Origin of the sequence: Schlesneria paludicola DSM 18645 (assembly GCF_000255655.1) — a bacterium.
Lineage (GTDB): Bacteria > Planctomycetota > Planctomycetia > Planctomycetales > Planctomycetaceae > Schlesneria > Schlesneria paludicola.
The window spans coordinates 3,050,960-3,063,984 of the sequence record NZ_JH636435.1; the positions used below are offsets into that span (position 1 = coordinate 3,050,960).

The 13,025-nt window shown below is 54.8% G+C and carries 12 protein-coding genes; 2 read left to right on the forward strand and 10 right to left on the reverse strand.

The annotated features are described in order from the left end of the window. Positions 1–80: 80 nt before the first annotated feature. Together OSO_RS0131070 and OSO_RS0131075 are read right to left on the reverse strand one after the other, a co-directional pair. Positions 81–374 (reverse strand): IS3 family transposase, encoded by a 294-nt coding sequence (locus OSO_RS0131070; RefSeq protein WP_010582138.1) that lies wholly within the window; start codon positions 372–374, stop codon positions 81–83. A 142-nt stretch (positions 375–516) separates the two neighbouring features. Further along, entirely contained in the window at positions 517–855 is a 339-nt protein-coding gene (locus OSO_RS0131075) for a hypothetical protein (RefSeq protein ID WP_010586821.1), read from the reverse strand. A gap of 1,164 nt (positions 856–2,019) precedes the next feature. Between OSO_RS0131075 and OSO_RS0131090 the strand changes: the two genes are divergently transcribed. Together OSO_RS0131090 and OSO_RS0131110 are read left to right on the forward strand one after the other, a co-directional pair. After that, the gene (locus tag OSO_RS0131090; RefSeq protein ID WP_010586824.1) at positions 2,020–2,655 is read left to right on the forward strand and encodes a hypothetical protein; all 636 of its coding nucleotides are present in this window, start codon (positions 2,020–2,022) and stop codon (positions 2,653–2,655) included. Positions 2,656–3,665: 1,010 nt separating this feature from the next. Continuing rightward, positions 3,666–4,040 (forward strand): response regulator, encoded by a 375-nt coding sequence (locus OSO_RS0131110; protein WP_010586826.1) that lies wholly within the window; start codon positions 3,666–3,668, stop codon positions 4,038–4,040. Positions 4,041–4,223: 183 nt separating this feature from the next. Here OSO_RS0131110 and OSO_RS0131115 read toward each other — a convergent pair whose 3' ends face one another. The 8 genes from OSO_RS0131115 to OSO_RS0131155 form a co-directional block, all read right to left on the reverse strand. Beyond that, positions 4,224–5,918 carry a VWA domain-containing protein gene (locus OSO_RS0131115; protein WP_029247668.1) on the reverse strand — a complete coding sequence of 565 codons (1,695 nt, stop codon included), beginning with the start codon at positions 5,916–5,918 and terminating at the stop codon, positions 4,224–4,226. A 22-nt stretch (positions 5,919–5,940) separates the two neighbouring features. Beyond that, positions 5,941–7,356, reverse strand: a complete 1,416-nt coding sequence (locus OSO_RS0131120) for a magnesium chelatase ATPase subunit I (RefSeq protein WP_010586828.1) — start codon at positions 7,354–7,356, stop codon at positions 5,941–5,943. Positions 7,357–7,497: 141 nt separating this feature from the next. Continuing rightward, a complete protein-coding gene (locus OSO_RS0131125) occupies positions 7,498–7,833 on the reverse strand; it encodes a hypothetical protein (protein WP_010586829.1) in 336 nt (111 codons plus the stop codon). 110 nt (positions 7,834–7,943) lie between these two features. Further along, entirely contained in the window at positions 7,944–8,834 is an 891-nt protein-coding gene (locus OSO_RS0131130) for an alpha/beta hydrolase (RefSeq protein WP_010586830.1), read from the reverse strand. 298 nt (positions 8,835–9,132) lie between these two features. After that, positions 9,133–9,486 (reverse strand): hypothetical protein, encoded by a 354-nt coding sequence (locus OSO_RS0131140; RefSeq protein WP_010586831.1) that lies wholly within the window; start codon positions 9,484–9,486, stop codon positions 9,133–9,135. Between the two features lie 360 nt (positions 9,487–9,846). After that, positions 9,847–10,158 carry a putative quinol monooxygenase gene (locus OSO_RS0131145; RefSeq protein ID WP_010586832.1) on the reverse strand — a complete coding sequence of 104 codons (312 nt, stop codon included), beginning with the start codon at positions 10,156–10,158 and terminating at the stop codon, positions 9,847–9,849. Between the two features lie 61 nt (positions 10,159–10,219). Beyond that, positions 10,220–11,335 carry a hypothetical protein gene (locus OSO_RS0131150; protein WP_010586833.1) on the reverse strand — a complete coding sequence of 372 codons (1,116 nt, stop codon included), beginning with the start codon at positions 11,333–11,335 and terminating at the stop codon, positions 10,220–10,222. Positions 11,336–11,419: 84 nt separating this feature from the next. Next, positions 11,420–12,847 (reverse strand): c-type cytochrome, encoded by a 1,428-nt coding sequence (locus OSO_RS0131155; RefSeq protein ID WP_010586834.1) that lies wholly within the window; start codon positions 12,845–12,847, stop codon positions 11,420–11,422. Positions 12,848–13,025 lie beyond the last annotated feature (178 nt).

Genomic DNA, 13,025 nt, shown 5'->3' on the forward strand with positions numbered 1-13,025 from the left:
TCGAGCGATGCAGGCCCAGCAGCGCGCACTGCCGACGAATGCTCACGAAGCGATCGCTCGGATCAATCCAAGACCGACGTTCAGCCACCGTGCTCGGCCACTTTTTTTTTGAGCCAATCGAGCTCAACCTTCAGTCGACCGATTTGTTCATAGAGCTCTGCGGAACTCGGTTCGTCGGTGGTGGCCTTGCTCGCTGAAGGACTCTCGAAAATCGAAATCGCTCCTTCCAACAGCTGCTTTTTCCAAAGTGCAATCTGCGTCGCATGAACTTTATGAATCGATACCAATTCGCTCGTCGTCTTCAATCCACGAATCGCATCCAAGGCAACTTTCGCCTTAAATGGTCCGTCGAATTTACGTCTGCTCCGAGGCACGGTTGTCTCCCGCTCAATTGCTCGACACGATGCCTCAACAATCCTCGATCCAAACTCCGCTTTCTATCTAAGACGCTGGTCCGAAAAACGGGGTCCACTTCAGTTGCAACGGTCATGGCGGTCTGTCAGACGACACTTCGCTCTACGAAGTTCGGTCGACGTCGAACTCTATCGACGGGAGTAACTTCGCCAGAAGATTCGCTGGGAGGTCCGTCTTCGACAGCAGCCCCAATCTCACAGCGCGTGCCACCATGAACCAATCGCAACAGCCCATATAACAATTGTAGAGTTCCCGCGACGGACCATTGTGAAACTTGTGGATCCGATCGTTCAAGTCATGCGCCGAGCATGTTCCCGCTCGCCATTCGGCGAAGGCTGCTTCGAGCATGGATAACTCTTGTGAGAGTTCATTGTCCCAAGCACGGCCGGCCAGATCCCGCATCTGCTGACGCTCTGCCTTGGTGAAGTTCGATTTGTCCATGTGACCTTCCGCACACACGATGACCGGGCCGCGGCGAACGAGCGCGCATGGTCAAATCGCTCTGTCCCGCGGTCTCATAATCGCGATTGAGTATGCCAAATCTCGAGCGTGATTCGAGCGTTCGCCGCCCGCGAAAATCGCGAGTGTCAATTTATGGCTAGTTGGACATCGCGCTTCGCTCTTGTCGTATTTGACGGTGGAAATTTAAGAAGCTGCGAATGCGATTTGGCAGTGAATCGAAATCTCGAATCGCGGTGGAGTATTGAGGACGAAATCTTTCATGTCGTCGATGCGGCCGAAATGCCGCTGTCGCCGTTGACGTCAGATGAAGCAGAGGTAATTACGCTTTTTGGGATGGAGGCGTGTTACTTTGATACTTTTCCCCAACGAAATTGCTGGACGTGCATCACCACGCCGCAAAAGCGACGTTCCACGTAAATCTTGGGATCATTCGCGCGTGCTCAATATTTCGCGAGTAATTATGGCGAATCACCGATTAAACCCGTAGTGTCTGCATGAAATTGCACCACAAAGATATACCCCGTCTACCAATGCGTCCAGACTTTCGAGGGCCCAATCCAATGATTAGCTCAATCAACGGAAATGATTGTCGGAACGAGCGTGTGACGTTGAAGGAGATCGACGACTTTCGAACAACACATTCGAGTGTCGGCACACTGTCGAATGAATCACTCAGATTTCTCATCGCAGCGGAGCGGAGCAGTCTTTACAGCGATACCCGCATTAATTCGATGCGCGGCCCGTCAAACGCGAAAGAGCTGGCAATGGTGAATGAATGCCTTAATTGCTTGGCCAATTCGTCACGTGCCCCACGACAGTTATGAAGTTCGTACCGACGGCGGTCCTTTGCATGCCGTCCTTAAAAATTCGTTCGAGCAATTGCCAGTCGTTACGATGTCGCGCCCCCCTATTCCCACCGAAATCCGCGTCCGGCAGTTCGAAGTGTCGATGAGAGCAAAATCCAGCAAGCCGAGTTAAGACTGCCTGACATTGGCGTTTTGCTACGTCAAGCACAGGCGCGAACGCCCCCTAAAACGCCCCCTAAAACGGCCTTGCAAGCGCCCCAGCAATGGCGATACTTGCCCCGCACTCGCTTGCGGCCGGAACCTGTATAGGTCCGAGCATCTTCACTGGGACCGTGCGATGACGCTTCTGATTCAAGACCCCGAGATTGAGTCGCTCCTGCGCTCGTTTCGAATGCCGACGTTGCACACGTCAACGGATACAATCTACGCGATGCGGTCAGACTGGCGATTGACGTATGTCAATCAGGCGTGGCGGCAGTTCTCATCCCAAAACGGAGGTGATGAGAGTATCGATACAAACTGGTCCGTGGGAGACTCGATCCAGGATGCGATTGGGGACACCCTGCGACCTTTTTACGACAAGAATTTCGCAAAGTGCCTCGCCACTGGTCGCCCGTGGCAGCACCGTTATGAATGCTCTTCCAAGCAACAGTTCCGCGAATTTCTGATGATCGCTTATCCGCTAGGCCTGAAGGGATTTCTGATCATCCATTCCCAGGTACATCAGCAGGTCGAACTCGCGGCAGCGGACGAGCGTTACCGCAACACGCACGGATTGATCGTTCAATGTGTTCATTGCCGGCGAATCCAGCGACCTGAAAACCTCTCGACTTGGGATTGGGTCCCCGATTGGGTTGAACGATATCCCGTGAATTCTAGCCATGCCTTCTGCGAAGCCTGTTTTGGCTTTTACTACGCCGCAGACCGAATTCAACTCAACGGTTATCCAAAGTTTTTCAAGACAAGCGAATAATCACTCACGCCGCGAAAACGACGAATGCGAGCGAATTCGAGGTATGAACCCACAATACCCAAATAATTCGCAATCGAAACGATTCGGTATCTCTCGTTTTCTGCAGTCCAAACCAACACAAAAACCTCCAACGAAGGCCAGTTCGTTGAAGGTGAAACGTCGATGGTGAGGGTTAACTCGCCATCCAGTCCTAATAAACATCAGGGCACGTTTGGTGTAAATCTTCGGCGATATAAAACGGTGATTTTTGCAGAACCGCGCAATGGCATGCTCCGCCCAAAATTACCAGATTCATTATCCATCATTTGGTCCGCGTGACGTCGTCGTTCATCGGTCCTTCGAGGGCTTTCGAGATGTTCAACGAGATTGAACCGGCATCAAAACTTCCATCTGGTCGTGAAGTGCAACGTCGCCAACACAAGAGGTCGATTTGCACGCCACGAGAACAGAACCGAAATGGTAAGCATGCGAGATATTCCAGAATCCGGGCCAGTTGTCATAAAAGCGGTCTTCGTGCAATTGGCAAACGAGACGTTCGCGTGATGCTGGGTAACAGAACCGAGGATCTTGGCGTAGTGGCGCATGGGAACCATCTGAAAAGCGATTACTGCTGGAAGTCAACGCCATAGTTGTCCCCAAAGAGGTAGGGAGTCTGCCCGAATTCTATTGGGTATCACACGCGTCAACGAACACACTTTTTATTCAAACGTTGGAGCGACGTCTGAGATGCACCACGCTGCTGGAGCCCCGGATAAATGAAGCTCCAACGGATGAGTCTCAGGAATTCTCCCTTTCTATCAGGAAATCCCCGACGCAAGCTCCCTTCATAGTCTTTCGATTGAAGATGAAGCGGACCTGCTTTGTGAACATTTCTTCGAGAGTGCCGTCCTGCAAGCAGCATGTCTGAACAACGAGGACAGTGACCTTGGAGTTTAGGATGTCTTGGCAATTTTGAATCGACACGGATTCAACGCCAATTGTTTCATCACCACTCCACAGAATGCGAATGAATGACATCTATCTTAGTTATTGACGATGACATTCAGATCCTGTCGTGCCTTCGAATCGTGCTCGAGAGCGCGGGCTACACAACGGATTGCACTACGAATGGAAGCGAAGCGTTGAGGTATTGCCAACAGAAAAACTACGACCTCATTTTGTGCGACGTGTTTATGCCCGACAATAATGGACTTGAGGTCATTCTCGAACTTCGCCGTCGGAAATCTCGCACGAAAGTGATTGCAATGAGCGGGGGTAGTGGCGTCGGATTGCCCAATTTCCTTGATGCGATGATCGACTTCGGTGCTTGCTCAACCCTTGCCAAGCCATTCGACGCAACAAAGCTACTTGATGCGATCGAAGAGGTCCTGTGCAGCACCGTTTGAAATTGGCACGGCGAGTAATCCGCAGGTTCGATGAGATGCCCCTGCCAGCAGCACGGACTAATCTGAGCTGAAACGTCGCGCGAGGTTCACTGAGACGACTGATGCGAGCCTTACGCTGACTTGATTCGCGGCGGCGGAATCACTTTGGAAACCTGCCACCGATGCATGAACGTGAACACGCCGCTATCCAATAATCGATTTGCGGCGGTTGACGTAGTCCCAGACGACGAACCGATCGAGGTCTCTGCCGGCGGTGAAGAAGACGCGGCCGTTGGTGGTTTCGGCGAGGCGATGCGCAAACCGAATGTCTTCGTGCGATTGAGACCAGCTTTGCAGCAGGAAGATGTTGATCACGATCCCCTCGCGATGACACAACATCGCCTCACGCATCGTGGCCGCTTCCGTCTTCGGGTCGGACGGGTAAAGCAGATACAGGAACGGTCCTTCAAAGTGCGCTGTCGGCAAGCCATCGGTGATCAGAACGATTTGTCGATTCGGCGTATCGCGAGTCGACAGATATTGCCGTCCAAGCTGCAGCGCATGCTGAATGTTCGTGAAGTGCGGAGGAATGTCCGACTCGGTGATATCCTCACGGCTCATGTCGGCCCGCAAGCGCACGACCGGATCGAAGATCGTGACGACCTTCGGCAGTAGCGACGCGACTTCGCTGAAATGCCGCGGTTTCGCGAAGCTGGCCATTTCAATGAATTGCAGGAAGTCTCCGGGAAACTCGCGCCGAATCAGTCCATCAAGTGCCAACGCCATCCGTTTGACGTTGATGTACTGGCCGCCGTGCCGCATCGAGCCGCTCATATCCATCAAGACGGCCGTCGCACACTTGGGATTGTTGCGCGTCTTATGAATCACGATGTCATCTGACCTCAACCGCAAGGGACGGGCCGGGTCACGAATCATGGCATTGATCAGCGACTGTGGAATATCCATCTGCGAGACAGAATCACCAAACTCGTACTGTTTGGTCACTGGCAGCTCGACCGCCCCTTCACCTTGAATCGGCCCCAAGTGGCGGCCCGTTCGCGATTCCTGGAGCTGGCTGAAGATCTGTTCCAGCAGCTTTCCCTGAAAGATGCGATACGCTTGAGGCGTCAGTTGATAGCCTTTGCTCGTCTTTTCAAGGCCCTGCTGTTCCGCCATCTGACGGACGAGTTCCGACACCTGCTGTTGCAACTGCGACAATTCGTCCATCTGTTCGCTGTCAGCGAACTGACTGAGTTCCGACAAATCGATCAAGGCAATCTGAGCCGACTTCTTGGCTTCTTCCAACTGCCTCAACAGTCGATCGATCGTTTCCAGTTCTTCTTTGACCGCAAGGGCCTGATCGACGTCGAGCGGTTTCCGACCGGTGAATTCGTATTTCGAGGCGAGTTCGTCAATCTGGTACTTGTCGCCAAGTCGATCAACCAGTTGCACCAGTTGCCGGGCAAATCGGGAACGGTCGTCTCCCGCGCGATACCACAGACGTTCGAGGTCGCGAATTTGCTCTTCGTCGACGGCGTTCTGAAAGGCGGACTTCAGTTCATCGGGAGGGGTTGTCTTGCCTGCCTGTTTCAGATATTGCCGCTTGACCTCTTCGACAACCTTTTTCGTTTCCCAGGTTTCCAGGATCTTTCGCTTTCGTTCCTGCAGCATCTTCTGCAGGGACTCAAGGCTGGGCCCCAGCCCCGCGATTTGTCGGATATCGAGCTTAACGGCCCGCGCGAGCTCTTCGTCGGTCAGCTCACGCAGGCTGCCGTATTCCAGCATGTGCTCGAACGCGGCCGATGTCAGGTCGGGCGGCGGTACGGTAGGGCCGGGAATTCTTGACGGATCGTACCGTTGATAGGTGTGGATCACGCCACCCAGATGCTGGCTGCTCATCGGACGAGCCTCTTTCGACTTTTCAGGTTTCATACCGGATTTGACCGCGTGCCTGGCTGCGCGAGATTTTTTCTTTCGAATAGAGCCCGGCCAGAACGAACTCGACGCACGACGCACGCACCGATGGGTCACTGGACGCGTTGACTTCGAACGCCTTGTCCCAGGCCGGTGGCACGCGTTTCAAGCGATCGGAATAGTGCGACGACGGCAGCATGTCACCCACTTCAATCTTCACACCCTGACTGAAGATCTGCGCAATCTCGTCCATGCCATGTTTGTCGACATACTCTTCAAAGACATTGCGAATCGCTTCGGCAATCAGCGAATCCAAAATCTGCCGTTCGCTCATCTGATGGCTGCCCATCAGATCCAGCTCCAGCTTCCCTAGTGACGACGAATAAAGGTGCCCCAGATCGCTGATTCGGGGAACGGAGGGACGTTCACCCAAACGAGCCCCACGCTGACGGGCACTGGCGATCATGGTGCCATAGTTCGCAATGCTAAACCGCGCACTGACCCCTGACTGCTGATCAATGTATTTGGATCGACGCGCGACAACGCTCAGTTCTTCGATGATTTCTTTCATAAAACGAGGCACGATCACGGGGAACGGTTCGCCCAGATCGATGTCAGTCTCTTGCTCCATGATTTCGATCCCGAGATCGCGGTCTTCGGGGTAGTGCGTATGGATGACCGACCCGATACGGTCTTTCAACTGCGGAATCACTTTTCCGCTGCGGTTGTAGGTCGCCGGATTGGCGGAAAAGAGAATCAGGACATCGATGTCGAAACGGATTGGATAGCCACGAATCTGGACATCGCGTTCCTCAAGGATGTTGAACATGCCGACCTGAACGAGTTCGTCGAGCTCCGGAAGTTCGTTCATGGCAAAAATCCCGCGGTGCATGCGTGGAATCAAGCCGAAATGCAACGCCGATTCGGCGGACATGCTGGTACCGCCCGCGAGCTTGGCGGGATCGATTTCCCCAATAATGTCGGCAAACTTGGTTCCCGGCGCCAGACGCTCGACATAGCGATCGTCGCGTGCCCACCAACCGATGGGAACATCTTCGGGCGGAACATTCGCCACCAAGTCGCGGCAAACGCTTGTGATGGGATTGTAGGGATCGTCATGCAGAGGTGCTTCGGGGTGGGCGATATAAGGAATCGCATCGTCCAGAAAGCGGACCAGCGTCCGCATCAGACGGCTTTTCCCCTGCCCTTTCTCGCCCAGGAACAGCATATCGTGGCCCGCAATCAACGCGATGTTGATCTCGGGAATCACGGTGTTTTCATAGCCCACGATCCCTGGAAACAGTGGCTCGCTGCTGGAGAGGGCTTTTAAAAAGTTGCTGCGAATTTCCTCTTTGACGGTTCTTGAAACCCAGCCACTTTCTCGCAGTTCTCGCAGATTTGACGGTCGGCTGTGATGCGACATGGATATCCCGTAAACGATCGGCCGTGAATGAAAAAGAGGTCCGTCCCGCGTCCGTCAGTCGGATGAAACATCAATCCGCGGTGACGCAGAAAGTATAGACCGGCCGGTCGAATGAACAATCGCCGTGACGACGAGAAACCGTTACAGAATCCACCAATTTATCCAGGCATTGACCAACCAGCCCAGCGGCGGACAGATCTCGCACAGGAGCGCGAGCGGCAGATAGAGTCGGGCAAACCACTTGGGACCATTGGCATAAACCGCGCCATACCAGATCCAGAACAAGGGACCGATGGAAACTCCCGCGATGACGACGTAGATCAACAGATACAGCACGATGTCGGCAAAAAAACGAATCCAGGTCCTTCGCCGTCGTCCCTTCGGATTGGTAGGCCCCGCCTCCGTAGTGACTTCTGTTTCGCGCAGTGGGGGCGTTGCCGCCGAAATCGGATTCGAAGTTGGATGTTCAACGTGCATCGGTCGCCTTGCGCTGGAAGAGCTGGTCGCGGGGTCTCAAGGTGTCTTGTGACGTACCCCTCGCCGTGCATCATGCGGACGAAGAAACCCGGCTCCTGCGCATTATACGGTCACGGGCTCAGCCAGCCATGCAATTTTAGCCATCCGGCGCACGCGACGGGCCATTGGTCCGTGCCGCGATGCTTTTTTGCCAGCCCAATGCCGTGGGGACCTTTCTCGTACAGGTGCAATTCGACGGGAACACCGGCCTTCACACAGGCAAGATAGAATCGCACGCTATTCTCAGGCTTGACGCCCTTGTCTTCCGTCGTATGCCACAAGAAGACCGGAGGAGTCTGATCGGTCACCTGCGTGTCATTCGAGAGCAATGCGACCAGTTGCGGATCGGGCTGTTCCCCCAGCAGGTTCTTTCGCGAACCGCGATGTGTGACGACGTCGTCCTGGAACGTGATCACCGGATAACACAGCACCGCGAAATCGGGACGACAACTGACGCGATCAATCGGATCGGCCGCCGCCACATCACCTCCGTCGAAGTGTGTTGCCGCCGTGGAGGCGAGATGACCACCAGCGGAAAAGCCGAGGACGCCAATTTTCTGAGGATCGAGTTTCCATTCCGCCGCTCGACTGCGAACCGTTCGCAACGCGCGTTGAACGTCGAGCATCGGAGTTGGATGCTTATAGGCGGGTGCCAGACGGTAGCGTAAGACGAATGCCGTCACGCCGAGCGAGTTGAGCCATTGCCCGATTTCTTCGCCTTCATGCCCCACCGCGAGGTGTTGGTAGCCGCCGCCAGGACAGACCACGATCGCCGTCCCATTCAACTGGTCCGCAGGAGGAGCGTACAGAGTGAGGTTGGGCTGATCCGTTTCTGCGTTTCCAACCGCACCGGGGGCACCGCTGGGCCAAAGCATGATTTTTTCATTCGCCCACCCGCCGGAACTGGCCAGGACGATAGACACGGCCAGGAGAACGCGGAACCACGAGTTACTTTCCTGCATCGAGCGATTCCTCTGATTGCGTGCGGTTCGGATCTGTGGTGTGGTTCGGATCTGTGGTGTGGTTTGTCGATTCGGGAGTTATTGCGAATCGGATGGCGGTGACGTGCGTGACGTCCAAAGAGAGTCGATTGGACGTTTTGGTGGTTGAAAAGAGCGCGTTCCTCTTCGAGTCGCGGTGAAACGAAGACGGAACGAACGCGGAAACTCGTCGGAGGTGGAATGAACGAAGCCCGATTCGGAGAATCGGGCTTCGTCTTCATCGTATCAAGCTCAGAATGGATTCAAAGCGATTCTTCGATCAGGGAGCCTTGCCGGGCAGCTTGTCGTCCTTGATCAGATCGCCGAAGGTCTTGCCTTCGACCGAGCTGGCCTTGGATTCTGCAGTCTTGATGGCGGCCTTGATCTTTTCAACGTCCTTTTCTTTTTCACCGCCAAGAGCTTCGCCGAAGGCCTTGCCGTAATCGTTGCGAACTTTCTTTTCCTTACCGTGGCAAGCATCGCACTTCGTGTCGGCATGGGCCTTGAGAAGTGCTGGGTAAGCTTCCCAGAACTCTTTGTTGTAATTGGGCCGAGCGTCAGCTGTCGGTGCCAAGCACACGTTGGCGGCCGCCAGAGCTACGCCGCACGCAATCCAAGTCCAACTCATCCGCATGAACTCACTCCTCACCTGTAAAGACATTGCCGTCACAATAGAGCCCAAAACGATGCGACCCGAGGGTCCTGCCGCAAGCCCTACCTCCAACGACGATTAGAGACGTCAGTCCACCAAGTGTCAACTCCGTAAATCGGCCTGAACATCGATCGTTCGCAGATTGCTGGACGGTCGTCAAGCATGTTACGGCTGACCGAAGATAGGAGCGTCAGAGTTGAGATTCAGTCTCACAAAAGGTTGTGAATTTGACGGACCATTCGCCTCCGCTCGCACGCCTGAGCACACAACCTGAACGCCGACTGAAACAACAGGAACGGGGTTGGTCACGGCGTCGTCAACACCATCATCCCCCCCTGCTCGCTATGCACGCGGTTCGAGTACTTGTAATCGGACGGACTGGACGAACGGTTTAATCCGGATGCGATAATCGGCCATATGGGGAGCGACAAGATGCGCTTTCAGGTGCGCCAGGCTTTCCCACTTTTCCACGATCATCACAAAGTTCGCTCCCAGTGACTGCTGAACCGGCAAATCGGTGACGGCATCGACGGCGGCTCCATACTCAATGCAGCCATTCTCTTTTCGCACCGGAACGGTGACTTGAGCGAATTCCTTTAAAAAATCTTCACGGTGACCGGGCGTCGTTTCGATCAGGGCCAGCACATGAATCATGGATTGCTCAATTCTTACAAGGGAAGATTTCTTCGGAGCCCGGTTCCATCGCAGGAAGACCTCAACGAACCATGCCCCGCTGGACCGTTCGAATGCACCAGGCAATCGCCGCCACGACGATTACCGTTGCCACCAAAAATACTCCGAACCCTCCGACGGTGGAAGCTTCCGCATGCCGCGGTGCCAGGCTGGTAATGTCGATCGCCCCCAATCGAAGCCCCTCACGAATCACGGAGACACCCAGCAGACTCGCGAGACAGCCGATCGACACCGCCCACATTCCAAACGAGCAGAACTGCCGTGCCCGCCATTGCTGAGCCCATCCAAGCGCCTGGGTGATGACACCGAGAATGACCAACAACAAATAGGGTAAGCCCAACGCCCCGAAGATCAGGCTGCGCGCGGCATCGTCACACTGTATCAGAGTCACGATTCCGGCGACCAACGCAACCGACATTCCTCCGCCTGCCAGGCGTACGAGCGTGCGGACAGAACTCGGAAATTCTCCATAGGACTCTGGCTCGCGATCCGGATTCTGATCGATCCGTTCCTCTTGCCGCCAGATCTGCCACCCAACCGATGCGGCCATCGTTGCAAACGAACCACCGATCCAGACCAGCATCCGCGGAATCACAATTGATGCCGTCAAAGGCAGATGCCCCGTCGCATAGATCTCGGCCCAGCGTTCGCCGTGACATGCGATCAGATGATTGGCGGTCCAGCAGAATCCGACGAAGACAAAGCAGAGCGAAGTCGCGACCACGACAGCAACTCGAAGACTGTAGACTCGATTCCAAAGCCAGGCGCTTTTGATCAAGTACAGCAGATAGAACGCGGTGATCAGAACAGGAATGACAATCATCCACCTCCACCACAACAGCAAATTGGCCGTGTAGAAGTGACTTTGATAGACGATCTGTATGAAGAGCAACGGCGCGACACCGGCGGTAATCGCGGCACTTAGCATAAACGGCATCCAGTCCCGTAGCGTCGCTGCCAAAGGCTGTGCCGCACGCGGCCGCACGATCAATCCAGGAAAGATTGTCGACCAGGTCACATACAAGCATCCTGCCAACACATAGTGCATGAAGGCCTGGTGCAGTACAAACGTCAAGACGTACAGCGTCAAATAGAACGCGGTCGGATATGAGAAACCAAAGGGAAAGATCGCAGTCATTCGTCAGGCCCAGAAAGTGCGTCAGCGTCGTCGCCCGCGTGTTGATTCACCAGTAAAAGAAGGACTCGCACCACAAACCCGCAATTAATGTCCACGGCTGACACCACGGCGGTGATTTTGCTTGAAGTCCCCCGGAGCCGTCCCCGCCTCGTTCAACCACACCTCAATCTGAGCCAGCGTTTCCGGATTCTCGCTAAGTTCCCAGTCTCGACTCGAGCGGTCGTTCCGACTGGTCCAGCGCACAAACTGAACCAGTGACTCCAATTCACGAGCGGTCCCCGCAAACGGTGGCATGAATGGTTTTGTATGCTGCAATTTGGCGAAATTCATCCGCATCTGGTTCGCGTCCCACGCCCCCGTCAATTCAGCGACGGCATTGGTGCCCTGCATCGTGTGGCAGACACTGCATTGACGGCGAAACACCTTCGCGCCCAGACGTACCTGGTCATTCGCGTAGCCCGCGTCATTGCGCAGTGGATAAGGATCGTTGCTTGTACAACCCACCTCGCGCAAATGAGCCACTTCGTCCGGCAGAATCGAATTGGAGTACAGGACGTGCCGAATCGAGTACGGTTTGCGTGAACCTTCCCGAACGAACTCACCCCCGGCGGTCGCTCCGAACGCCAGCAGCAACAGCAACGACGCCGTTGCCCCATTGACGTACAGTCGCTGAATCACCAAGCCCAGAATCGCATAGCTGCCAATCGCCAAAGACGAGGCGATCGAAAGACTGAGAAAGAGCATCATCGCCGGACTGCCGCCCAGAACCCAACTGCGACTGTCCTCGGGCATGACCGCCAAGAACCAAATTCCCAGGATTGGCATCGCGACCATCGGCACCAGCAAATGAGCGGCTCGATTGATGAGCGCGCGCCGACCGTCTCGATCGATCGAGTTCATGAGATTAATCACAACGCAGGCCGCCAGCGCCGCCAGCGTCATCGCGACCACGGTGCGGAAAAACAGGCTCGGCCAGAAACTCGGATTGAAGAATCCATCGAAAAGCCGGTGTGATTCGAGCCATCTTCCGGGGGTTAGCTGCCATGACAGAATTCCGTTGATCACGAACAGACTGACCCACGACGCAAATGCATAAATGGCGAGTAGCGTCATCGCTGCTCGATCGTTCAGGCGCTGGTGATACCGATAGAAGCAGTATCCCGCGACGATTTCCAGGCAAAAGAATGTCCATTCCGTGGCCCACAACCAGTGAAAGTGGTCGACCATCGAACCGATTGTCGCGGGACTGACCTGAATCGCCGTAAACCAGATTCCAACCCCCGTCAGAGCACCAACCACAAAGCTGATCAGTACTAGCAGCTTGAAATAGCCTTTGACGAATGGTCGGGCATGGATTTCGCGTCCGGTCATCGCCAGCCACTGGAAATAGCAGAGCAAAATTCCGCCACCCACCGCAAACTGGGCGAGAAAGACATGGACAATCGCAACACCCGCCATGACCAACCCCGGCATAATAGGGCCATAATCGTTGACGGGGAAAACTTCAGACATCGGGCGCCTCCTTTTTTGTCACCGTTCACGGGTTGGGGGCTGACGCATTTTCATCCCAGAAGACGCGTGATACCAGGCGAGGTTTTCGCAACCGAGATACCCGTTGCCGATGAATATCGGATCGGTGCCCCTCTCTGACTCGTGAACGGTAACTTCTTTTTCATGTTGTAGCACAGTT

Excerpts from the sequence above, each read along its gene's own strand:
- OSO_RS0131075 (WP_010586821.1), bottom strand. The coding sequence starts at position 855 with ATGGACAAATCGAACTTCACCAAGGCAGAGCGTCAGCAGATGCGGGAT.
- OSO_RS0131090 (WP_010586824.1), top strand. The coding sequence starts at position 2,020 with ATGACGCTTCTGATTCAAGACCCCGAGATTGAGTCGCTCCTGCGCTCG.
- OSO_RS0131110 (WP_010586826.1), top strand. The coding sequence starts at position 3,666 with ATGACATCTATCTTAGTTATTGACGATGACATTCAGATCCTGTCGTGC.
- OSO_RS0131115 (WP_029247668.1), bottom strand. The coding sequence starts at position 5,918 with ATGAGCAGCCAGCATCTGGGTGGCGTGATCCACACCTATCAACGGTAC.
- OSO_RS0131120 (WP_010586828.1), bottom strand. The coding sequence starts at position 7,356 with ATGTCGCATCACAGCCGACCGTCAAATCTGCGAGAACTGCGAGAAAGT.
- OSO_RS0131125 (WP_010586829.1), bottom strand. The coding sequence starts at position 7,833 with ATGCACGTTGAACATCCAACTTCGAATCCGATTTCGGCGGCAACGCCC.
- OSO_RS0131130 (WP_010586830.1), bottom strand. The coding sequence starts at position 8,834 with ATGCAGGAAAGTAACTCGTGGTTCCGCGTTCTCCTGGCCGTGTCTATC.
- OSO_RS0131140 (WP_010586831.1), bottom strand. The coding sequence starts at position 9,486 with ATGCGGATGAGTTGGACTTGGATTGCGTGCGGCGTAGCTCTGGCGGCC.
- OSO_RS0131145 (WP_010586832.1), bottom strand. The coding sequence starts at position 10,158 with ATGATTCATGTGCTGGCCCTGATCGAAACGACGCCCGGTCACCGTGAA.
- OSO_RS0131150 (WP_010586833.1), bottom strand. The coding sequence starts at position 11,335 with ATGACTGCGATCTTTCCCTTTGGTTTCTCATATCCGACCGCGTTCTAT.
- OSO_RS0131155 (WP_010586834.1), bottom strand. The coding sequence starts at position 12,847 with ATGTCTGAAGTTTTCCCCGTCAACGATTATGGCCCTATTATGCCGGGG.